Below are 21,621 nucleotides of genomic sequence, written 5' to 3' on the forward strand. Positions count from 1 at the left end.
GTACGCGACGGAGAAAAGCGGTGGGGAACTGTCGGTGGGCGGACCTAGCGTCCGCGCCATGACCCACGCGATCGTCGTCGAGGGGTTGGTCAAGCGCTTCGGTGCGACCACCGCGCTCGACGGAGTGGACCTGACCGTGGCCGAGGGCTCGGTGCTCGGGCTGCTCGGCCCGAACGGTGCGGGCAAGACGACGGTGGTGCGCATCCTCACCACGCTGCTGACCGCGGACGAGGGCCGGGCGGAGGTGGTCGGGCTCGACGTGGCCCGGGACGCCGACCGGGTGCGCGCGGCGATCGGGCTCACCGGCCAGTACGCCGCCGTCGACGAGTACCTCACCGGGTTCGAGAACCTGGAGATGGTGGGGCGGCTGTACCGGCTCGGCAAGGCCGAGTCGCGGAAGCGGGCCGGTGAGCTCCTGGAGCGCTTCGACCTGTCCGCCGCGGCCGGTCGGCCGGCGAAGACCTACTCGGGTGGCATGCGCCGGCGGCTGGACATCGCGGCCTCGTTGATCGCCCGCCCGCGCGTGCTCTTCCTCGACGAGCCGACGACGGGGCTGGACCCGCGCAGCCGGCTGGCCATGTGGGAGTTCATCGCCGACCTCGCCGGCGGTGGGACCACGATCCTGCTCACGACCCAGTACCTGGAGGAGGCCGACCGGCTGGCCGACCGGATGGTCGTCATCGACCGCGGCCGGGTGATCGCCCGCGGGACCGCCGACGAGCTCAAGGCCCAGGTGGGCGGGCAGCGGCTGGAGCTGACGGTCACCGACGCCGCCGTGCTGCCCGACGTCGTGGCGCGGCTGCGCCCGCTCGCCGTGGAGGATCCGGTGGTCGACGTGCCGGCCCGTCGGCTGTCGCTGCCGGTGAGCGGCGGCGCGGAGGTGCTCGCCGAGGCGCTGCGCCGGCTCGACGGCCGGATCCCGGAGATCTTCGACGTGGGGCTGCGCCGGCCCGACCTGGACGACGTCTTCCTGGCGCTGACCGGCCGCGCGGCCGAGGAGGTCGCCACCGACGACGGGACGACGGCCGAGCCGGTCGTCACCGGAGGTGCCCGATGAGCAGCATGGCCGCGACGCTGTCCGACAGCGTCGTCATCACCAAGCGGAACCTGATCAAGGTCAAGCGCGTGCCCGACCTGATCGTCTTCGCGACGTTGTCGCCGATCATGTTCGTGCTGCTGTTCCGGTACGTGTTCGGCGGAGCCATCCAGCTGCCCCCGGGGACCAGCTACGGCGAGTTCCTGCTGCCCGGCATCTTCGCCCAGACCATCGTGCTCGGGAGCACCACCACCGGAGCCAGCCTGGCCGAGGACCTGCAGAAGGGCCTGATCGACCGGTTCCGCTCGCTGCCGATGTCCCGCTCGGCGGTCCTGATCGGCCGCACTGTCGCCGACGCCGGGCTGAACATCATCTCGATCACGGTGATGGCGCTGACCGGCCTGGTGGTCGGCTGGCGGATCCACTCCTCGGTCGGGGAGGCGATCGCGGGGTTCCTGGTCCTGCTGCTGTTCGCCTACGCCGTCTCCTGGCTCATGGCGATGGTCGGGTTGCTCGTGCGGACCCCGGAGGTGGTCAACAACGCCAGCTTCATCGTCATCTTCCCGCTGACGTTCGTGGCCAACACGTTCGTCCCGCTGGAGTCCTTCCCGTCGGTGCTGCGCACCTTCGCCGAGTGGAACCCGGTGTCGGCGGTGGTCCAGTCTGCCCGGAACCTCTTCGGCAACACCTCGCCACTGGCGCCGACGCCGGACGCCTGGTCGCTGCAGAACCCGGTGCTCTACACGCTGATCTGGGTGGTGCTCATCCTGGCGATCTTCGTGCCGCTGTCGGTGCGCACCTACCGGCACGCCGCCGGCCGCTGAGACAGAGGCCTGCTGCCCCCGATCTGCACCTGTCCGGTCGCGCCGAGTGGGGCCCGGAGGGCCCCGCGCAGGCGCGACGAATCGGCTCAGCGCAGGTCGGGGACGGCAACTGGCCGCGGTGCGATCCGGAGGATCGCGATGTGCTGGCGGTGCGATCCGGAGGATCGCGATGTGCTGGCGGTGCGATCCGGAGGATCGCGATGTAATGGCGGTGATGAGCACTCCCGAGGCACTCGCCGCCGACAACCCCCTCGCCGCCCCGTCCGAGCTGCCGTTCCGGCTGCCACCGTTCGCCGACATCACCCTCGAGCACTGCCGGGAGGCGCTGCTCGCCGGGATGGTCGAGCAGCGCCGGGAGGTGGCGGCCATCGTCGGGTCGGACGAGCAGCCGACGTTCGAGAACACGGTCGTGGCGCTGGAGCGGTCCGGCGCGCTGCTCGACCGGGCCTGGTCGGTGTTCGGCAACCTCTCCTCCTCGGTGGCGACGCCGCGGCTGCGGGAGATCGAGCGCGAGATCGCCCCGCTCGCCGCGGCCCACGACGACGCCCTGCGGCTGGACCCGGCGCTGTTCGCCCGCATCGACGCCGTGCACGCCGCCCGGGACACCGCCGGCCTGGACGCCGAGTCGGTGCGGCTGGTGGAGCGGTACCACCTCGACTTCGTGCTCGCCGGCGCCCGGCTCGACGACGGCGGCCGGGCCCGGCTCGGCGAGCTGAACCAGGAGCTCTCAGAGCTCTCGACGACGTTCGGGCAGAACCTGCAGCTGGCCACGGAGGCAGCGGCGGTGCGGGTCGAGGATGCCCGGGAGCTCGACGGGCTGAGCGAGGAGGAGGTGGCGGCCGCGGCGCGCGCGGCCACCGACCGCGGGCTCGACGGCTACCTGCTCACCCTGGTGCTGCCCACCGGTCAGCCGGTGCTGGCCAAGCTCCGCGACCGAGGGCTGCGACGCCGGGTGTTCGAGGCGTCGGTGAGCCGGGCGTCGGCGGGGGAGCACGACAACCGACCGGTCGCCGAGCGCATCGCCCGGCTGCGGGCCGAGCGGGCGCGGCTGCTGGGCTTCGAGACCCACGCCGACCTGGTGCTCGCCGACTCGACCGCGCGGACCACCGCCGCGGTCGACGCGATGCTGCGCTCGATGGTGCCGGCGTCGGTGGCGAACGCCGAGGCCGAGGCCGAGGTGCTGCGCGAGCTGGCCACCCGCGACGGTGTCGAGCTCGCGGCCTGGGACTGGGCTTACTACAGCGAGCGGGTGCGGGCCGAGCGCTACGCGGTCGACACCACGGCGTTGCGGCCGTGGTTCGAGCTCGACCGGGTGCTGGTCGACGGCGTCTTCCGGGCCGCCGAGCTGCTCTACGGCCTCCGGTTCACCTCCCGGCCCGACCTCGTCGGCTACCACCCCGACGTCCGGGTCTGGGAGGTCACCGACGCCGACGGGACGGAGGTCGGGCTGTACCTGGGCGACTTCTTCGCCCGGGAGGGCAAGCGCGGCGGGGCGTGGATGAGCTCGTTCGTCCGCCAGTCCGGGCTGCTGGGGACCCGCCCGGTCGTCGTCAACAACCTCAACGTCACCCGCGCCCCGGACGGCCGGCCGACGCTGCTGACCCTGGACGAGGTGAACACGCTCTTCCACGAGTTCGGCCACGCGCTGCACGGGCTGAGCTCCTCGGTGACCTACCCGCGGTTCGCGGGCACCGCCGTGCCGCGGGACTTCGTGGAGTTCCCCAGCCAGGTCAACGAGATGTGGGCGCTCTGGCCCGAGGTCCTGGCGCACTACGCCCGGCACGTGGAGACCGACGAGCCGCTGCCGGCATCGGTGGTGGAGGCGATCGACGCCGCGCAGCTGTGGGGTGAGGGCTTCGGCACGCTGGAGTACCTGGCCGCCACCCTGCTGGACCAGGCCTGGCACCGCCTCACGCCCGACAGCGAGATCGGGGACCCGGTGGAGTTCGAGCGGGCGGCCCTCGCGGCTGCGGGCGTGGCCTCGGAGCTGGTGCTGCCGCGCTACCGGACGACGTACTTCCAGCACGTCTTCGCCGGCGGCTACTCGGCCGGTTACTACTCCTACATCTGGTCGGAGGTGCTCGACGCCGACACCGTGGAGTGGTTCAAGGAGAACGGCGGCCTGCGCCGGGAGAACGGGGACCTCTTCCGGGAACGGCTGCTCGCGGTGGGCGGTTCGGTGGACCCGCTGGCTGCCTTCCGCGCGGTCCGCGGCCGGGAGGCCGACCCCGCACCGCTGCTGCGCAGGCGCGGGCTGGCCCCGGTCGCCTGAGCGCACTGGGGGGGTGTTCCCTCGGCTCCGGGGGTCGTGCAGGACCCCCGGGGCGTGGGTTCGACTCCGACAGCGGCGCACGGGCGGGGGGCGTCCCGCGGGTGGCGCAGGGCCCGGGGCGCCGGCGCGGTGGGGGCCGTCGCTCAGAGCCAGGGCAGCGAGAGGACCAGGTCCAGGTCGTCCGGGGCGTCCCCGTCGCGTACCAGCCGGTTGGGCTGGCGGTGGCCGCACGCCGTGCAGCGGTGGACCACCTGCCAGCCCTTGCCCGACTTCTCCACCAGCCCGATCGGCTCCATCGGCTGCCGGCACTCGCTCGCCCGGTCACCCGGCAGGTCGTCGACGTGCAGCGACCACAGGCAGTACGGGCAGTGGTTGCGGTAGTGCCCGTCGGTGTTGGCCGGCACCGGCGTCGTGCAGTGCACGCACGGGAAACCGGTGTTCTCCGCCCGCCGGGAGCGAGCGCGAGGCGCTACCACGTCTTCCTCGCCCACCCCGTCAGGGGACGAACGGCTCGACCGCGACGACCTCGACGGTGATGTCCTTGCCGTTCGGCGTCTGGTAGGTCACCGAGGTGCCGGGCTCCGCGCCCATGATCGCCGAGCCGAGCGCCGACTCCGGGGAGTAGACGGTGAGGTCGGTGGTGCCGGCGATCTCGCGCGAGCCGAGCAGGAACTTCTCGGTCTCGTCGTCCCCGGCGAACTTGATCGTGATCACCGTGCCGAGGGCGGCGTTCGTGGCGGTCTTCGGGGCGTCACCGACCCGCGCCTTGCGGAGCAGGTCGGTGAGCTGGCGGATCCGGCCCTCCTGCTTGCCCTGCTCCTCCTTGGCAGCGTGGTAGCCGCCGTTCTCCTTGAGGTCGCCCTCCTCGCGGCGGGCGTTGATCTCGGCGGCCATGGCCGGGCGGTTCGCCACCAGCTGGTCGAGCTCGGCCTTCAGCCGGTCGTGGGCCTCCTGGGTGAGCCAGATGCCCTGGTCCTGCTCGTCAGTGGGGGTGGACACGGGGGAGAACTCCTGGGAAATCGGGTGCGTCGTCCTGGTGTGGGACGACCGTGGTCGATCCGGCCAAGCTAACACCGCGGCGCGGGCAGATGCACCGCTGCGCCGGGTCCCGGACGGATGCGGAACCGTAGCGCATCGTTGCGTGACCGACGACACGTTCCGCCCGGACGGGTGGCTGACCTGCGAGTCGTCGGCCACACCCGGGTGAGTGTCCGCCACTCCCGTCGCCCGGCGAGGGACACTGTGCCCGTGACCCAACCCGACCAGTTGCGCCTGCTCGCGGTGCACGCCCATCCGGACGACGAGTCGAGCAAGGGCGCCGCCACGATGGCGAAGTACGTCGCCGAGGGCGTTCGCGTGATGGTGGCCACCGCCACCGGCGGTGAACGCGGCTCGGTGCTCAACCCGGCGATGGACCGTCCCGAGGTGTGGGAGCGGCTCCCGCAGATCCGGGTGGAGGAGATGGCGCGGGCGCGCGAGATCCTCGGGATCGAGCAGGAGTTCCTCGGTTTCGTCGACTCGGGGCTGCCCGAGGGCGACCCGCTGCCGCCGTTGCCCGAGGGGTGCTTCGCGCTGGTGCCGGTGGAAGAGGCCGCGGCGCCCCTCGTCGAGCTCATCAGGCGGTTCAAGCCGCAGGTGATGACCACCTACGACGAGCGTGGCGGCTACCCGCACCCCGACCACATCAAGACGCACGAGATCTCGGTGCACGCCTTCGAGGCGGCCGGCGACCCCGACCGGTACCCCGACCTGGGTGAGCCGTGGCAGGTGAGCAAGCTCTACTACCACATGAGCTTCACGCTGCCGCGCACGAAGGCGCTGCACGAGGCGATCCTCGCGACCGGTGCGGAGTCGCCCTACGCCGAGTGGCTGGAGAAGTGGGATCCGGCGCACGACATCTCCCACCGCGTCACCACCCGGGTGCCGTGCGCCGAGTACTTCCCGGTGCGCGACGCCGCGCTGATCGCGCATGCCACCCAGATCGATCCGCTGGGCCGCTGGTTCGCGTGCCCGGTGGAGACCCAGCAGCAGGTGTGGCCCACCGAGGACTACGAGCTGGCCCGCTCGCTGGTCGACACCCCCACGCCGGAGGACGACCTGTTCGCCGGCATCCGCAGCGAGGTGACCGCCCGATGACCGGAACCACGACCCTGAGCCTGCTGGCCGCCGCCCAGCAGCAGGCCCCCGAGGACGTCGGCAAGGCCGGCCCGCTCGGCCTGTTCCTGATCGTGGTGCTCCTGATCGCCGCGGCCCTGCTGGTCAAGTCGATGAGCGGCCACCTCAACCGGCTGCCGCGCAGCTTCGACCCGGCCGACCGCGAGCCGCCGGTCGTCGTCCCCGACTCCCCGGCCGGGCTGGTCGAGGAGCGCGAGCCCGGCCAGGAACTGCTCGACACGCTGCGGCGCGCGCCGCTGGCCATCGAGGCCCCCCGGCGCGAGGGCGACGACCGGCGCTGACCCCACCGGCGAGGGCGCCTCCGGCGCAGACCGCACTTCCTGCCACGCGTCGCTCGTTCGGCGCATGCTCCTGGAGGGCGGCCGCTCCGGCAGCTCACCTGCTCGGGGACACTGGGCGGCGTGCCAGCCAGTGCCGCCGCTCCCGCCGCCACCGACGTCCTCGTGGTGGGCGCCGGCCCGGCGGGCTCCGCTGCCGCTGCGTGGGCGGCCCGTGCCGGCCACGACGTGGTGCTGGCCGACGCCGCGGTGTTCCCCCGGGACAAGACTTGCGGCGACGGCCTGACCCCGCGCGCGGTCGCCGAGCTGGACCAGCTGGGGCTGGGGGACTGGGCGCGGTCGAAGGCCCGCAACCGCGGCCTGCGCGCCGCCGGGTTCGGCCGCGAGTGGCAGCTGCCCTGGCCGGGCGGTGCGCTCCCGGACCACGGCAGCGCCGTGCCCCGGACCGAACTGGACGCGCGCATCCGGCAGGTCGCGCTCGACGCCGGTGCGACGCCGGTCGACGGAGCCCGGGCCGTCGACGTCGGGCGCGACGGGGACCGGGTGCGCGCGGTCGTCTTCGAGGACGCCGACGGCGGGACGACGACGATCGCCTGCCGGCGGCTGGTCGTCGCCGACGGCGTCCGCTCACCCCTGGGCCGGGTGCTGGGCCGGGAGTGGCACCGCGACACCGCGTACGGGGTGGCCGCACGCAGCTACGTGCGCTCCGGTCGCAGCGACGACGAGTGGATCAGCTCGCACCTGGAGCTGCGCGGCACCGAGGGGGAGCTGCTCTCGGGCTACGGCTGGGTGTTCCCACTGGGCCGGGAGGCCGGCGAGGTCAACCTGGGGGTGGGCACGCTGGCGACCGCGCGCCGGCCGGCCGGGGTGCAGCTGAAGTCCTTGCTGGAGTTCTACGCAGAGACCCGGCGCGGGGAGTGGCAGCTGGACGGGAAGGTCCGGGACGTGACCTCCGCGCTGCTGCCCATGGGGGGTGCGGTGTCCGGCGTGGCCGGCCGCAACTGGGCGCTCGTGGGCGACGCGGCGGGCTGCGTGAACCCGCTCAACGGGGAGGGCATCGACTACGGCCTGGAGACCGGCCGGACCCTGGCCGGGCTGCTCGGCGAGGACGACTGGACGGCGGCGTGGCCGGCGACCCTGCGGCGGCACTACGGCGAGGCCTTCTCCATCGCCCGGCGGCTGGCCGGGCTGCTCACCGTCCCCCGGTTCCTGCCCCTGGCCGGCCCGGTCGGCATGCGCTCACGGCCGCTGATGACGGTGGCGCTGCGCGTCATGGGCAACCTGGTCACCGACGAGGACCGCGACGCGGTCGCCCGCGCCTGGCGCACGGCCGGGAAGCTCTCGGTCCGGCTGGACGACCGTCCGCCCTTCTCCTGACCACGGGTCGCGGCGCAGCCGCGGTCCACCTGAGCGGGGTCCCGGAGGGATCCCGAAGGTGGACGTGACCTGAGCGGAGGAGGGAACCGCGGCAACGCCGCGTCGTGCCGAGAGGGGCCCGGAGGGTCCCCGAGAAGCGACGGGCAGGGCTCAGCGCGAGCCGGGACGGCACTTGGCCGCGGTGTCGTCCGGAGGACGACAGATCACTCAGACGAAAGGGGAATTGAACACCGCGAAGTAGACGGCGATGTAGTGGCAGAGCGCCGCGACGACCGTCATCGCGTGGAAGACCTCGTGGTAGCCGAACGTCCCCGGCCACGGGTTGGGGCGCTTCACGGCGTAGGCGACGCCGCCCACGGTGTAGAGCACCCCGCCGACGGCGAGCAGGACCATCGAGGCGACCCCGGCGATGTGCAGGATGTCGGTGAGGACGAAGATCGCGACCCAGCCCAGGCCGATGTAGAGCGGTACGCCCACCCAGCGCGGCGCCGTCGGCCAGCTCATCTTGAGCGTGACGCCGGCCAGCGCGCCGGCCCACACCCCGCCGAGCACCCAGAAGCCGGTGGGCTGGTCGACGGCGAGCAGCGCGAACGGCGTGTAGGTGCCGGCGATGAACAGGAAGATCATGGAGTGGTCGAGCCGCTTCATGATCTTCCAGCCGCGCGGTGACCAGCGACGGCGGTGGTAGAGCGCGCTGATACCGAACAGCCCGCAGATGGTGAGGCAGTAGACCGTCACCGACCACCCGGCGCGGGCGCCCTGGACCGAGGCCAGCGGGATGAGCACCGCACCGGCGACGATCGCGCCGAAGAACGAGAAGAGGTGGATCCAGCCGCGGGCGCGCGGCCGGGTGTCGGGGTGCTCCCAGTCGTCGTCGGCGAAGTCCTCGGCGGTCCACGCCTGCTCGACCTGCTGGCCCTCCGAGGCGACGGCGGCGACCGCCTGCTCGGCCGGGGCCTCCAGCTCCGCCCCGTCGGCCTCCACCCGTACGGACGTGCGATCGCTGGGAGGGACGCTCATGCTCTGAGGTTACGGAGGGGCCGGTGCGGCGTCATCCGGGGCGGCTGTGACGTGCGCGGCCGTGACCCGTGGCTCGCCGCGTGCCTGCGAGTGGCGAGTAGGGCGGGGTCCTTGTCACTAGGGTGACCGTCGTGGGGGTGCGCCGGCGGGTCCGTGACGCACTCATCCAGGTCTACGAGCGGCGCCTGGCGCGGGCGCTGGAAGGCGCGGACGTGCCGAGGCACGTGGGCGTGATCATGGACGGCAACCGGCGGTGGGCGCGCGCCATCGGGCTGGAGGACGTCGCGCACGGGCACCGCCGGGGCGCGGCGAAGATCGCCGACCTGCTCGGCTGGTGCGACGACGCCGGCGTGCAGGTGGTCACCCTGTTCATGCTCTCCACCGACAACCTGCGCCGGCCCGAGTCCGAGCTCAACGCGCTGCTGGCCATCATCGAGGACGTCGCCGTCGACCTGTCCCGGCCGGGGCGGCGCTGGCGGGTGCGCAGCATGGGGGCGCCGGAGGTGCTGCCGGCGCGCACGGTCGCCGTGCTCGAGCAGGCCGAGCGGGACACCTGTGACCGCCCCGGGGCGACGGTCAACCTGGCGGTCGGGTACGGCGGGCGGCGGGAGATCGCCGATGCGGTGCGCTCGCTGCTGGCCGAGCACGCCACCCGCGGCACCTCGCTGGAGGAGCTGGTGGAGGTGCTCGACGTCGAGCACATCGCCGAGCACCTGTACACGCGTGGTCAGCCCGACCCGGACCTGGTCATCCGCACCAGCGGCGAGCAGCGCATGTCGGGGTTCCTGCTGTGGCAGACGGCCAACGCCGAGTTCCACTTCACCGACGTCTACTGGCCCGACTTCCGCCGCGTCGACTTCCTGCGGGCGCTGCGGGACTACTCGGCCCGGCACCGCCGCTTCGGCGGGTGACGGTGGCTGGGAGACTGGCCGCCATGACCGCGGGAGCTCTCGACGTCGCCCTGGAGTACGTGCGGCTGGGGCTGCGCTTCGACCGCCTGGAGGCCGGCTTCGTCGACGCCTACACCGGCGATCCCCGGATCCGCGCGCAGGTGCAGGACGAGCCGGCGCCCACGCCGCGGCAGCTGCGCGACCGCGCGCGGGAGCTGCAGCGCGAGCTGGACGCCGCCGGGCTCCCCGAGGAGCGCACGTCCTTCCTGCGCGGGCAGCTGACCGGTCTGGAGTGCAGCGCGCGGAAGATGAGCGGCGAGCCGGTCGGCTTCGTCGAGGAGGTGCGCGCCTACTTCCAGGTCGACGTCGAGCTGGGGGACGAGGCCGCCTACGCCGCCGCTCACACCGAGCTGGACGCCCTGCTGCCCGGCGACGGGTCGCTCGCGGAGCGGTACGCGGCGCACCGGCGTCGGGAGGAGTGCCCGCCGGACCGGCTGGAGAGCGCGGTGCAGGCGCTGTCCAGCGCGCTGCGCGACCGGGTGCGTGGCCGGTACGGCCTCCCGGAGGTCGAGACGGTCCGCTACGAGGTGGTCACCGACAAGCCGTGGTCGGGGTTCAACTACTACGAGGGCGGCTACCGCTCCCGCGTCGCGATCAACGCCGATCTGCCGCACCGGCTCTCCCAGCTCGCGCACCTGGTGGCGCACGAGTCCTATCCCGGGCACCACACCGAGCACTGCCGCAAGGAGCAGGGGCTCGTCGAGCGGGCCGGCCGGATCGAGCACACGGTCTTCCTGGTCAACACCCCCGAGTGCCTCATGGCCGAGGGGCTCGCCGACCTCGGCGTCCCGGCGGCGATCGGGGAGGGCTGGGGGAGCTGGTCGGCGGAGATCCTCGGCGACCTCGGTCTGCGGTTCGACGGCGACCTGGCCGAGCGGATCGCGGTGGCGGCCGCGCCGCTCAACCGGGTCCGTCAGGACGCCGCGGTGCTGCTGCACGACCGGGGCGCCGGGGCCGACGAGGTGGCGGCCTACCTGCAGCGGTGGGCGCTGGTGAGCCCCGAGCGTGCGCGGCAGCAGATCCGCTTCCTCACCGACCCGCTGTGGCGGGCATACATCTCCACCTACGTCGAGGGGTTCGACCTCCTGACGCGGTGGCTGGCCGCCCGCCCGGCGGACCAGCCGGTCGCCGACCGCTTCCTCCGTCTGCTCGACGAGCCGCTGACCCCGCAGCGGATCGCCGCCGAGATCCCGGCCGCCTGACCCGTGGCAGCCCGCTCCCCGGCGCAGGCGCGGTTCCTGGGGCTGTGGACCGCGGGCTGGCTGGCCCTGCTGCTGGTGGCCGGCATGCTCCGGTTCGGCGACCCCGCGGTGCAGTGGCCGGTGCTGGTGGTCCCGGCCCTGTGGGCGCTGGTCGCCCTGCGGCCCCGGCGGGCGTCGCGGGCCGGCGGTGCGGGTTCCCGGCGCCCCGGTCGATCGGCCGAAGAGTGGGCCGAGGACAGGTGGGCCCACGACGAGGAGGCCGAGGACCGGTGGGTCGACGACAGGTGGGCGGAGGACGGTCGGGCCGACGACCCGTGGGCCGAGGACGGTCGACCGCGGGACGCGGGACGGTGGCCCCCGCCGGGCGAGCGCACCGACACCGTGGAGCGTCCCGCGCTGCGCCGCCGGTCCGACGGCACAGACCGGTGGCGGTGAGGGGTCGGCGCTGACGCCGTCGGCGAAACCGGTGGAAGCTGTCGGCGGGCGGAGGGATGCTTTCGCGCGTGATCCACGCCCGCGGCCTCGCCCGCACGTTCCGCAAGCGCAAGCAGGAGGTCCACGCCGTCGTCGGGGTCGACCTGGACGTCGCCCCCGGTGAGATCGTCGGCTTCCTCGGCCCGAACGGGGCCGGGAAGACGACGACGCTGCGCATGCTGACGACGCTCCTAGAGCCCACCGCGGGCACCGCCACCGTGGCCGGCTGCGACCTGCGGGCCGACCCGGTCGGGGTCCGCCGCCGCATCGGGTACGTCTCGCAGAGCGGCTCGACCGCCCCGGAGGCGCGGGCCGGGGAGGAGGTCGTCGACCACGCCCGCCTCTACGGCATGAGCACCGCCGAGGCGACCGAGCGCGGGCAGCGGCTCTTCGCCGAACTCGACCTCGACGGGCTCTGGGAGCGCCAGCCCAAGGCCATGTCGGGCGGCCAGCGCCGCCGCCTCGACATCGCGGTCGGGTTGATCCACGTGCCGGAGCTCGTCTTCCTCGACGAGCCGACGACCGGGCTGGACCCGCAGGCGCGGGCCAACCTGTGGCAGCACATCCGCGGGCTGCGCGAGGAGCGCGGGACGACGGTCTTCCTGACCACCCACTACCTGGACGAGGCCGACGCGCTCTGCGACCGGATCCTCGTCATCGACCACGGGGCGATCGTCGCCGAGGGCACTCCCGACCAGCTGAAGTCGCAGGTGGGCGGCGACGTGCTCACCGTGATGGTGGAGCGCCCGGAGCAGGCCGCGGAGGTCGCCCGCCTGGTCGAGGCACTGCCGGGGGCCGAGCAGCCGCAGCTGCTCGCCGACCGGGTCGTGGGCCGGGTGCCGCACGGAGGTCGTGCGCTGGTCGAGCTGGTGCGGGCCCTGGACGCCGCGGACGTCCCCGTCAGCGGCATCGAGAGCCGCCGGCCCAGCCTCGACGACGTCTTCCTCGGCCTGACCGGCCGGTCCCTGCGCGAGTCCGGCGCCGCGCCGGCGTCACCCCCCGCTCCGGCGGTGGCCGGGCGATGAACACCCTCCTGCGCGACACCGGAACCGTGTTCGCCCGCGCCATGCGGATGTCGCTGCGCAACCCCGCCTGGCTGGTGATCAGCCTGATGCAGCCGATCCTCTACATCCTGCTGTTCGGGCCGCTGCTCGAGCCGCTGGCCGGTCAGCTGGGTCCGGGCGACGCCTACCAGATCTTCGTGCCCGGCATCCTCGTGCAGCTGGGCATGTTCGGGGCGCTGTTCGTGGGCTTCGGGCTGATCGCCGAGTGGCGGGCGGGGGTGATCGAGAGCCAGCGGGTCACCCCGGCCAGCCGCACCGCCCTCCTCCTCGGCCGGGTGCTGCGCGACGTCGTCGTCCTGCTGACGCAGGGAGCGCTGCTGGTGCTGGTGTCCATCCCGCTCGGGTTGCGGGCGCCGGTGCTCGGCGTCGTCCTCACCCTGCTGGTCGTCGCCCTGCTCGGTGCGGCGCTGGCGGCGGTCTCCTACGCCCTGGCGCTCACGCTGAAGAGCGAGGACGCGTTCGCACCGCTGCTCAACGCTGTCGTCTTCCCGCTCGTGCTGCTGTCGGGCATCCTGCTGCCGATGAGCCTGGCGCCCGGGTGGCTGCAGGCGGTCAGCGACGTGAACCCGTTCAAGCACGTGGTCGAGGCGGCCCGTGAGTTCTTCGTGGGCGGGTACGGCACCTCGACCGCGTGGTGGGGGGTCGCGATGACGGTGTTGCTCGCGGTCCTCGGCTGGGCGTTCGGGGTCCGCAGGTTCCGTCGCGAGTCGAGCTGACGGTCCGTGCGGGACGGCTGCGACGGATGAGGCCTCCGGGTGACATCCACTCCTTCTCGTGGGGTGCACGTCACGTGGATGTCACCCCCCGGGCATAGCGTCCGCAGTGGACGGCGAGCTCCCCTCGCCGTCCACGGGAGGCCCGGTTGGTGCGACTGCGTTCGTCGTCCAGAGGGGCCGGTCCCCGGCTCCTGCGCCGGGGCCCGGCCACCTTCGAGCAGGGGTGCGCCTCGTCACCGGGGCGTCGCCTCACGGGAGCCGACTCGTGACCACTCGCCGTACGTTCGTCCTCGACACCTCCGTCCTGCTGTCCGACCCGGGCGCGCTGCTGCGCTTCGGCGACGCCGACGTGGTGCTGCCCCTCGTCGTCATCGGGGAGCTGGAGGACAAGCGCAACCACCCCGAGCTCGGCTGGTTCGCCCGCCAGGCGCTGCGCATCCTCGACGACCTGCGGGTCACCCACGGCAGGCTCGACGCGCCGGTGCCGGTGGGGGAGAGCTGCGGCACGCTGCACGTCGAGCTGAACCACAGCGACCCCGCGGTGCTCCCGGCCGGTTTCCGGAACGACAGCAACGACAGCCGGATCATGGTGGTCGCGCTGAACCTGCGGGCGGAGGGCCGGGACGTCTGCCTGGTCACCAAGGACGTGCCGCTGCGCGTCAAGGCCGCGGCCGTCGGGCTGGACGCCGACGAGTACCGCGTGCTCGACGCGGTGGATGCCGGCTGGACCGGGATGGCCGAGGTGTCGGTGGAGGACGCCGAGCTCGACGTGCTGTACGAGGACGGCGAGGTCTTCCTGCCGGCCGCGGCCGAGCTGCCCACCCACACCGGTCTGGTCCTGCTCTCCTCGCGCGGCTCGGCCCTCGGCCGGGTCACGCCGGACAAGCAGGTGCGGCTGGTGCGGGGCGACCGGGAGGCCTTCGGGCTGCACGGGCGCTCGGCCGAGCAGCGGGTCGCGCTGGACCTGCTGCTGGATCCGGCGATCGGCATCGTGTCCCTCGGTGGTCGGGCCGGCACCGGCAAGTCGGCGCTGGCCCTGTGCGCGGGGCTGGAGTCGGTGCTGGAGCGGCGGGCGCACAAGAAGGTGGTCATCTTCCGGCCGCTGTACGCCGTCGGCGGTCAGGAGCTGGGGTACCTGCCGGGCGGCGAGGGCGAGAAGATGTCGCCCTGGGCCCAGGCCGTCTACGACACCCTGGGCGCGCTGGTGTCCCGCGAGGTGCTCGAGGAGATTGCCGCGCGGGAGCTGATCGAGGTGCTGCCCCTCACCCACATCCGCGGCCGCTCGCTGCACGACTCCTTCGTGATCGTCGACGAGGCGCAGTCGCTGGAGCGGGGCGTGCTGCTCACCGTGCTGTCGCGCCTGGGCAGCAACTCCCGCGTGGTGCTCACCCATGACGTCGCCCAGCGGGACAACCTTCGGGTGGGCCGGCACGACGGCGTCACGGCGGTCATCGAGAAGCTGAAGGGGCACGTGCTGTTCGCGCACGTGACGCTCACCCGTTCCGAGCGCTCGCCCATCGCGGCGCTGGTGACCGAGATGCTGGAGGACCTGCCGCTCTGACCTGAGCAGCCGCGTCGGCCGCTCTGGGGGTGGTTCTCCCGCCGCACGGGGCCTGCAACGGCCCGGGAGCAGCGGGAACACCCCCGGAGCGGGGCGTCCACAGGCGCCGCCGTCGTCCACCGGACCGGCGCGGGCCTGGTCACCCGGGCGGGCCGCGTCGGACGGTCGGAGGATGACCGACCCGCACTTCCACCTGCCCGTCCGTCTCCGCCGGGACGCCCTGACCGAGGGCTGGTCCGACGGCGAGCTGGCCCGGGCCGTCCGCTCCGGGGAGCTGAGCCGGCTGCGCCGAGGGGCCTACGTGGACGCCGTTCTCCCCGCCGGTCCGGCCGCGCAGCACGCGCTCCTGGTCGAGGCCACCGTGGCGCTGCTCCGCCGCCCGGCGGTCGTGAGCCACCAGTCGGCGGCCGTGCTGCACGGGCTCCCGCTGTGGGACGTCGCGCTCGACCGGGTGCACATCACCCGGCCGCCGGGCTCGTGGACCGACCGCAGCCGGGTGTTGTGCTGTCACGTGGCGCGCATCCGCGACGACGAGGTGGTCCGGGTCGGCGGCGTGCCGGTCACCGATCGCGTCCGCACCCTGCTCGACCTCGCCCGCTCCCTGCGGTACGAGGCGGCCGTGGTCGCCCTCGACGCCGCGCTGCACCGGGGGCTCGTGACCCACGACGAGCTCCGCGCGCGGCTGTTCGACATAGTCGGAGCTCCCGGGACGCGGAGCGCGGCGCGAGCCGTCGCCGCGGCGGACGCCCGCAGCGAGAGCGTCGGGGAGAGCCGCAGCCGGGTGATCCTCCAGCGCTGGCAGCCGGCTCCCTCGGCGCTGCAGTTCGAGGTCCTCTCCGCCGGCGGGGACCTGATCGCCCGCACCGATTTCGCCTGGGAGGGGGCCCTCCTGGTGGGAGAGTTCGACGGGCGGGTGAAGTACGGCCGGTTGCTGCGGCCGGGGCAGGACCCCGGCGACGCCGTCTTCGCCGAGAAGCGCCGCGAGGACGCTATCCGGGACGAGGGCTGGCACGTCGTCCGCTGGGTGTGGGCAGAGCTGTCCGTGCCGCACCGCCTCGCCGCGAAGGTGCGCCGGGCGGTGGAGCGGGCCCAGCGGCGAGCCGGGTGACCGCTCCGCTGGTGCGGCACCCGCTGTGGGCTCCGGCACGGCTCGCACAGCGGGAGTTCGACCCCGGAGCCGGTCAGGCGGCGTCGGCCGGCTCCTCCGTCGGCGTCGCCCGGGCGGGGGGCCGTCGCCGGCCCTCGGGCGCGGGCTTGGGTGGTGTGACGACGGCGCGGACCAGCGCGACGACGACCCAGCCGGCGGCCAGGCACCACGGCAGCCGGTTCACCATGTCCTCGGTCGTGAAGTCCCCGCGCAGGCCGAGCGCGAGCACGGGGACGGCCAGCACGAGCCCGACGAGCAGGACGTCCCAGCGGAACGGGCTCATGCCTGCGGGCTGTCCAGGCGCTCGCAGAGCAGCGAGGCCCAGCGGTGCGGGGTCGCGCGGGCGCCGTCGAGGAGGGCCACGGGGACGGTCAGCCGCTGCAGCACGGCCGCCGGGTCGGCGCTGAGGTCGGTGTCCTGCACGACGAGGGCGTCGACGCGGGGCAGCCCGCCGAGCCACACCTCGAGGTCCTCGGGCTTGCGGGTCGCCTCGGCGACGGCCCAGACCGACGCCGGCGACCAGATCGCCAGCATCTGCGACATCCAGTAGAAGTCGCTGCGGAGCGGCGCGTCCACGGCGACGATCGTCAGCATGCCGACGTCGGTCGCCTCGTGCTGACGGTCGATGGCCGCGTCGACCGTGGTCACCCGGCTGCCCTTGGGGGCGAGTCCGGCGAGGTCGCCGCGGGTCGCCCACTGCACGCGGTCGGGGTCCAGCCGCAGGGAGACGGCGAGCGCGCGCGCGGCGCGGAGCGCCTCGACACCGGGCCCCACGACGAACAGCACCTCACCGGCTCCGGTGGGGAGCTCCGGCGCCTCGGGCAGCCGCGCGGCCAGCACGCGGGTCAGCGCCGCGTAGGTGCCCTCCGCCTCGATGCGGCCGGCGAAGTCCGCCGCCAGCAGGTCCTGGGGCAGGCCCAGCTCGCTCAGCCGGGCGACGATCTCGCGCGGGCCGGCGGGGCTGAGCCCGGTCCGCCGCGACGGCGCCGGGGCGGCGGGGACGTCGGCGGCCCGCGCGGCGGGAACCGGCCGGTGGACAACGGCGTCGTCGTCGATACCGGCCAGCTCCGGGTGGTCGTCGCCCATGAGAGGACCCACCGGGAGGCGCGTGACGGTCGCCAGGGTGCGGGGTGCGGCCTGGGTCCCCTCGGCCTCCCGGGCAGCGGCGTCGCGCGGGCCGGCTGCGGCGGGGCGTGACGGGGGGACCGCCGGGCGGCCCGACGCCGGCGGCACGGGGGGCAGCCCACGACCCCGCGCGCCGGGCAGCGGCGGCAGCAGGGACACCCGCGGCATGACCGTCGTGGCGTCCGACGACAGGGTGAACGGGGCGGGGTCGCTGGCGGTCCGGGCGAGCAGTGGCTCCTCGGCGACGGCGTCCGCGGCGATGGCCTCCTCGGCGACGACCTCCTCGGCGACCGCGTCCGCGGCGATGGCCTCCTCGGCGACCGCATCCTCGGCGACCGCATCCGCGGCGATGGCCTCGTCGGCGACGACCTCCTCGGCGACCGTGTCCGCGGCGATGGCTTCCTCGCCGAGAGCTTCCGCGGCGATGGCGTCCGCGGCGAGGGCGTCCTCGGCGACCGCGTCCGCGGCGACGACCTCCTCGGCCACGGTCGCCTCGGCGGGCGAGGCCTCGGCGACGACCTCCGCGGCGGTCTCCGCGGGCAGCTCCACGGCGTCCTCGGCCACGGCGAACGGGACCCAGTCGTCCTCGACGGCCGGCACCGGTGACTCGTCGACGACCGCGGCACCGCCGTCCTCGACGACGAGCGCGGCCTCCCCGGCGACCGTGGCCACCTCGAGCGGAGCCGGCGACGTGGGAGCCCCGCCCAGCACGTCGGCCCAGATGGGCGAGTCGGTGCCGACGGGACGAGCGAGGACCGGCTCACCCCACAGCGCGGTGTCGGCGGCGGAGCTGCCCCAGCCGAGGTCGGCGGAGGTCGGTGCGGGCGCCGCCGGCGGGAGGGGGTCGTCGAAGAGGGGGAACGACGACACGGCGCCGACGGGCTCCGGCACGACGAGTGCCGGCGCGGGCGGCGACGAGGTGACCGGCTGCTCGCCGACCGAGGCGAACAGCGGGGTGTCGAGGGGGTCGGGCTCGACGACGGGGAGCTCGCTGCGGACCGGCTCGTGGTCGACCAGCTCGGGCGTGGTGGTGACCGGCTCCGGCAGGAGGGCGTCACCGGCACCCGGGAGGTCGAGCGCAGGCAGCACGGGCTCGGCCTGGACCGGCTCGGTCAACGCCTCCCGCGGGGAGTCCCCGGCCAGCATCTTGCGCAGGATCCCGGCGAGGGCCTCGTCCGAGTGGCCCTGGGCCAGGGCGTCCCGCAGCGCCTCCGCGATCTCCTCCTGCCGCGCGGACGGCGCCGGCGCGGCGGGCTCCGGCGAAGGGGCCGCCCAGGTGGGCAGGCCGTCGGCTCCGGTCGTGGACGTGGAGGGCGGCGCGGTGGCCTGATCTCTCACCGTGAACTCCTCCTGGTGCACGGCCTGGGACCGCGTCGACGGGTCTGCTGAACGAATGGCCGCGGCCAGGGACGAGCGGGGCGCCGGCGTGCCGGGGGCTTCGGCGGTGAACGGAACCGGATCCTGTGCGGCCGGGTGGAGCTCCGCCGGCTGCGCCAGCGCTTCCTCGACGGCCTGGCGCACGTCGCGGTCCCCGGAGACCATGCGGGCCAGTGCCGCCGTGAACGGGGAGGGCGCGGCCGCCGCGTCGTCGCGGGCGGCGGTCGGCTGCTTCGCCGGCGACGGAGCCGTCTGCGTGCGCGGGGTGGACGCGGCTCCGCGCGTCGCCTTCGGGAAGGTGGCCCGGGACGCCGACGACCGCCCGTACCCGGTGGAGGGGGCTGCGGGGGTGGCGGGAGTGCCGGTACCGGCGGGCGAACCGCCCAGCAGGCCGGCCAGCTCGTCGATCCGCTCGTCGTCCGCGGGCGCAGCGGGCGCGGCGGCCGCAGCAGGCGCGGCGGGCGCAGCGGGCGTGGTGGACCAGGAGGAGGCCCCGGACGTCACCGGCTCCACCGGTGCCTGGCGCGTGGCCTCCGCGGCCCAGGCGGCGGCGCCGTTGCGGGCAGGGGCTGTCGTGCGGGCGCGGGCCGGAGCAGCCGAGGCCAGCGGGGAGTCGTACGCGGCGACGGGGGTGGCCTGCGTGGGGCCCGTCGACGGCGAGGGGGCGCCGGGGCGGACGAACTGGTCGGGCGCCACCTCGGCGACGTACCGCTCGGTGGCGAAGAAGCCCAGCACCCCGCCGGAGCGGACCCGCCGGACCCCGACGACCCGGACGTGCGGCCCGAACTGCTCGCGCGCGGCCGCGATCGCGTCGTCGCGCGTGGCGGCCTCAACGGATCGCAACGGCACCGCTCACCACTCCCAGCGACTCGATCTGGGCCGTCCGGGACACCTCCGCGTAGGAGATGACCGGCAGCCGGGGCAGGATCTGGCGCATCAGCCGCGCGAGCGCCGCGCGGACCTGAGGCGAGCAGACGAGGACGGGGGACAGGCCCTGCCGCTCGGCCTCCTCGAGCATGCCGCTGCAGCCGTGGACGAGGGCGTCCACCGCGCCGGCGTCGAGGGCGAGGACGGCGCCCATCTCGGTCTGGCGGACCGCCTCGAGCAGCCGCTGCTCGAACCCGGGCTCCAGCGTGAGCACGTGCAGCCGCTCGTCCGGCGTGACGTAGGGCTGGCTGATCGCCGAGCCCAGTGCCGACCGGGTGGCCTCGACCAGTCCGTCGAGTTCGGTCGAGTGCTTGGCACGTACAGAGAGTGCCTCGAAGATGCGCACCAGGTCGCGGATCGACACACCCTCGGCGAGCAACGCATGCAACACGCGTTGCACCTCTCCCAGGGTGAGCAGCGCCGGGGTCAGCTCCTCCACGACGACCGGGTGGGAGCGGCGCACCATCTCCACGAGGAGACGGACGTCCTCCCGCCCCAGCAGGTCCGCAGCGTTCTGCCGGACGACCTCGGCCAGGTGGGTGGTGATGACCGATGAGCGGTCGACCACGGTCGCCCCGGCCATCTCGGCGGCCCGCTGCAGCTCCGCGGGCACCCACTTGGCGGCGAGCCCGAACACCGGCTCGCGGGTCGGCTTGCCGGGGAGCCCGTCCAGCGCGTCGCCGATGGCGAGCACCGTCCCGGCGGGGGAGCTGCCCTTGGCGACCGGCACGCCGTTGAGCCAGATAACGTACTGCGAGGAGGGCAGGTCGAGGTTGTCCCGGGTGCGCACCAGCGGGATGACCAGACCGGTCTCCATGGCGACCTTCCGGCGCAGGGCCTTCACCCGGTCCAGCAGGTCGCCGCCGCGCGCGGTGTCGACCAGGTCGACCAGGTCGAAGGCCACCTCGAGCTCCAGCGGGTCGACCCGCATCCGCTCGGCGATCGCCTCGGGGGAGTCCGGGGCGGGTTCCAGCTCGGCGGCCGCCGCGGCTGCCTCGGCGTCCTCGTCGACCTCCGGCTCGTCGGTCAGGCGGGTGGCCAGGAAGAGGAACAGCGCACCGACGAGCAGGAACGGCAGCTTGGGCAGTCCCGGGATCAGGCACAGGGCCAGGGCGGCGCCGCCGGCGATGCGCACCGGCTGCTGGAACCGGCCGAGCTGGGCGATCAGGTCGGTGCCCATGTCGCCCTCGCTGGCCGACCGGGTCACGATGATGCCGGTGGCGGTCGACATCAGGAGCGCCGGGATCATCGAGACGAGCCCGTCGCCGACGGTCAGCAGCGAGTAGGTGCTGACCGACTCGGCCGGGGTGAGGCCGCGCTGCATCATGCCGATGGCGAAGCCGCCGATGAGGTTGACCAGCGTCACCACGATGCCGGCGATGGCGTCGCCCTTGACGAACTTCGACGCGCCGTCCATGGAGCCGTAGAAGTCGGCCTCGGCGGTGACCTCGTGGCGGCGCTTGCGTGCCTGGGCCTCGTTGATCAGCCCGGCGTTGAGGTCCGCGTCGATCGCCATCTGCTTGCCCGGCATGGCGTCGAGGGTGAAGCGGGCGCCGACCTCGGCGACGCGACCGGCACCGTTCGTGATCACCACGAACTGCACGATCGTGAGGATCAGGAAGATCACCAGACCGACGACCAGCGAGCCGCCGATGACGATGTGGCCGAACGCCTCGATCACCTTCCCGGCGTAGCCGTCGGTGAGCACCAGCCGGGTGGAGGAGACGTTGAGGGCCAGCCGGAACAGCGTCGCGATGAGCAGCAGCGACGGGAAGACGGCGAAGTCCAGCGGCTTCCTGATCTGCATCGCGACGAGGAGGACGAGCAGCGAGATCGCGAGGTTCAGCCCGATCAGCATGTCCATCATCGCGGCGGGCAGCGGCACCACCAGCATGAGCACGATCGAGACGACGCCGATCGGGACGGCGGCCTTGCCCAGGCCCTTCACTCGCCCGCTCCGGGGGCGGGGGACAGACGCTGGCTCACCCCTCCCTCATCGGCAGGCCGGCACGCAGCCGGTACCTCCCCATGGCCACTGCTCCTGGCTCACCGCTGGGGGTCCTGGCTCACGGTCGACGCTGAGCCAGGACCCGGAA

General features: G+C 74.1%; 19 protein-coding genes. 13 read left to right on the top strand and 6 right to left on the bottom strand.

From position 1 onward, the window contains the following. Positions 1-58 precede the first annotated feature (58 nt). From ACI8AP_RS17055 to ACI8AP_RS17065, 3 genes are all read left to right on the top strand, one after another. Positions 59-1,057, top strand: a complete 999-nt coding sequence (locus tag ACI8AP_RS17055) for an ATP-binding cassette domain-containing protein (RefSeq protein ID WP_456590548.1) — start codon at positions 59-61, stop codon at positions 1,055-1,057. Continuing rightward, on the top strand, positions 1,054-1,860 hold the full coding sequence (locus ACI8AP_RS17060) for an ABC transporter permease (RefSeq protein ID WP_456590549.1): 807 nt from the start codon (positions 1,054-1,056) through the stop codon (positions 1,858-1,860). Before ACI8AP_RS17055 ends, ACI8AP_RS17060 begins: the two co-directional genes overlap by 4 nt. A gap of 214 nt (positions 1,861-2,074) precedes the next feature. Then, positions 2,075-4,132, top strand: coding sequence for a M3 family metallopeptidase (locus ACI8AP_RS17065; protein WP_456590550.1), 2,058 nt, complete (start codon positions 2,075-2,077; stop codon positions 4,130-4,132). Between the two features lie 143 nt (positions 4,133-4,275). On the opposite strand, the gene ACI8AP_RS17070 is transcribed toward ACI8AP_RS17065, so the two are convergent. Both ACI8AP_RS17070 and greA read right to left on the bottom strand, forming a co-directional pair. Beyond that, positions 4,276-4,623: an RNHCP domain-containing protein gene (locus ACI8AP_RS17070; protein ID WP_456590551.1), complete on the bottom strand. Its 348-nt coding sequence runs from the start codon at positions 4,621-4,623 to the stop codon at positions 4,276-4,278. Between the two features lie 4 nt (positions 4,624-4,627). Further along, positions 4,628-5,131, bottom strand: a complete 504-nt coding sequence (gene greA / locus ACI8AP_RS17075; RefSeq protein ID WP_456590552.1) for a transcription elongation factor GreA — start codon at positions 5,129-5,131, stop codon at positions 4,628-4,630. A gap of 249 nt (positions 5,132-5,380) precedes the next feature. Here greA and mca point away from each other — a divergent pair, with 249 nt between their 5' ends. From mca to ACI8AP_RS17090, 3 genes are all read left to right on the top strand, one after another. Next, entirely contained in the window at positions 5,381-6,268 is an 888-nt protein-coding gene (gene mca, locus ACI8AP_RS17080) for a mycothiol conjugate amidase Mca (RefSeq protein ID WP_456590553.1), read from the top strand. After that, entirely contained in the window at positions 6,265-6,588 is a 324-nt protein-coding gene (locus ACI8AP_RS17085; RefSeq protein ID WP_456590554.1) for a hypothetical protein, read from the top strand. Before mca ends, ACI8AP_RS17085 begins: the two co-directional genes overlap by 4 nt. Before the next feature lie 120 nt (positions 6,589-6,708). Beyond that, complete coding sequence (locus tag ACI8AP_RS17090; RefSeq protein ID WP_456590555.1) at positions 6,709-7,962, top strand: geranylgeranyl reductase family protein; 1,254 nt, start codon at positions 6,709-6,711, stop codon at positions 7,960-7,962. Positions 7,963-8,169: 207 nt separating this feature from the next. Here the strand turns inward: ACI8AP_RS17090 and trhA are convergent, their stop codons facing one another. Then, positions 8,170-8,982, bottom strand: a complete 813-nt coding sequence (gene trhA, locus ACI8AP_RS17095) for a PAQR family membrane homeostasis protein TrhA (protein WP_456590556.1) — start codon at positions 8,980-8,982, stop codon at positions 8,170-8,172. 131 nt (positions 8,983-9,113) lie between these two features. Between trhA and ACI8AP_RS17100 the strand changes: the two genes are divergently transcribed. From ACI8AP_RS17100 to ACI8AP_RS17130, 7 genes are all read left to right on the top strand, one after another. Next, the gene (locus ACI8AP_RS17100; RefSeq protein ID WP_456590557.1) at positions 9,114-9,893 is read left to right on the top strand and encodes an isoprenyl transferase; all 780 of its coding nucleotides are present in this window, start codon (positions 9,114-9,116) and stop codon (positions 9,891-9,893) included. A 23-nt stretch (positions 9,894-9,916) separates the two neighbouring features. Then, a complete protein-coding gene (locus ACI8AP_RS17105) occupies positions 9,917-11,134 on the top strand; it encodes a DUF885 domain-containing protein (protein ID WP_456590558.1) in 1,218 nt (405 codons plus the stop codon). 3 nt (positions 11,135-11,137) lie between these two features. Next, a complete protein-coding gene (locus tag ACI8AP_RS17110) occupies positions 11,138-11,569 on the top strand; it encodes a hypothetical protein (RefSeq protein WP_456590559.1) in 432 nt (143 codons plus the stop codon). 68 nt (positions 11,570-11,637) lie between these two features. Then, complete coding sequence (locus tag ACI8AP_RS17115) at positions 11,638-12,633, top strand: ATP-binding cassette domain-containing protein (RefSeq protein WP_456590560.1); 996 nt, start codon at positions 11,638-11,640, stop codon at positions 12,631-12,633. Further along, entirely contained in the window at positions 12,630-13,388 is a 759-nt protein-coding gene (locus ACI8AP_RS17120; RefSeq protein WP_456590561.1) for an ABC transporter permease, read from the top strand. Before ACI8AP_RS17115 ends, ACI8AP_RS17120 begins: the two co-directional genes overlap by 4 nt. Positions 13,389-13,653: 265 nt before the next feature. Continuing rightward, positions 13,654-14,949, top strand: coding sequence for a PhoH family protein (locus tag ACI8AP_RS17125; RefSeq protein WP_456590562.1), 1,296 nt, complete (start codon positions 13,654-13,656; stop codon positions 14,947-14,949). A 172-nt stretch (positions 14,950-15,121) separates the two neighbouring features. After that, the gene (locus ACI8AP_RS17130) at positions 15,122-16,057 is read left to right on the top strand and encodes a type IV toxin-antitoxin system AbiEi family antitoxin domain-containing protein (RefSeq protein WP_456590563.1); all 936 of its coding nucleotides are present in this window, start codon (positions 15,122-15,124) and stop codon (positions 16,055-16,057) included. A gap of 73 nt (positions 16,058-16,130) precedes the next feature. Here ACI8AP_RS17130 and ACI8AP_RS17135 read toward each other — a convergent pair whose 3' ends face one another. The 3 genes from ACI8AP_RS17135 to flhA are packed head-to-tail and all read right to left on the bottom strand — an operon-like array spanning position 16,131 to position 21,473. Then, complete coding sequence (locus tag ACI8AP_RS17135) at positions 16,131-16,379, bottom strand: hypothetical protein (RefSeq protein WP_456590564.1); 249 nt, start codon at positions 16,377-16,379, stop codon at positions 16,131-16,133. Then, positions 16,376-19,447: a hypothetical protein gene (locus ACI8AP_RS17140; protein ID WP_456590565.1), complete on the bottom strand. Its 3,072-nt coding sequence runs from the start codon at positions 19,445-19,447 to the stop codon at positions 16,376-16,378. Before ACI8AP_RS17140 ends, ACI8AP_RS17135 begins: the two co-directional genes overlap by 4 nt. After that, positions 19,428-21,473: a flagellar biosynthesis protein FlhA gene (flhA, locus tag ACI8AP_RS17145; protein WP_456590566.1), complete on the bottom strand. Its 2,046-nt coding sequence runs from the start codon at positions 21,471-21,473 to the stop codon at positions 19,428-19,430. Before flhA ends, ACI8AP_RS17140 begins: the two co-directional genes overlap by 20 nt. Positions 21,474-21,621: the final 148 nt, after the last annotated feature.

The organism is Blastococcus sp. SYSU DS1021 (assembly GCF_054050995.1).

Bases quoted from the DNA above. Each gene is read 5' to 3' on its own strand.
- ACI8AP_RS17135 (WP_456590564.1), bottom strand. From the start codon at position 16,379: ATGAGCCCGTTCCGCTGGGACGTCCTGCTCGTCGGGCTCGTGCTGGCC.
- ACI8AP_RS17120 (WP_456590561.1), top strand. From the start codon at position 12,630: ATGAACACCCTCCTGCGCGACACCGGAACCGTGTTCGCCCGCGCCATG.
- ACI8AP_RS17060 (WP_456590549.1), top strand. From the start codon at position 1,054: ATGAGCAGCATGGCCGCGACGCTGTCCGACAGCGTCGTCATCACCAAG.
- ACI8AP_RS17105 (WP_456590558.1), top strand. From the start codon at position 9,917: ATGACCGCGGGAGCTCTCGACGTCGCCCTGGAGTACGTGCGGCTGGGG.
- ACI8AP_RS17055 (WP_456590548.1), top strand. From the start codon at position 59: ATGACCCACGCGATCGTCGTCGAGGGGTTGGTCAAGCGCTTCGGTGCG.
- ACI8AP_RS17085 (WP_456590554.1), top strand. From the start codon at position 6,265: ATGACCGGAACCACGACCCTGAGCCTGCTGGCCGCCGCCCAGCAGCAG.
- ACI8AP_RS17130 (WP_456590563.1), top strand. From the start codon at position 15,122: ATGACCGACCCGCACTTCCACCTGCCCGTCCGTCTCCGCCGGGACGCC.
- trhA (WP_456590556.1), bottom strand. From the start codon at position 8,982: ATGAGCGTCCCTCCCAGCGATCGCACGTCCGTACGGGTGGAGGCCGAC.
- ACI8AP_RS17065 (WP_456590550.1), top strand. From the start codon at position 2,075: ATGAGCACTCCCGAGGCACTCGCCGCCGACAACCCCCTCGCCGCCCCG.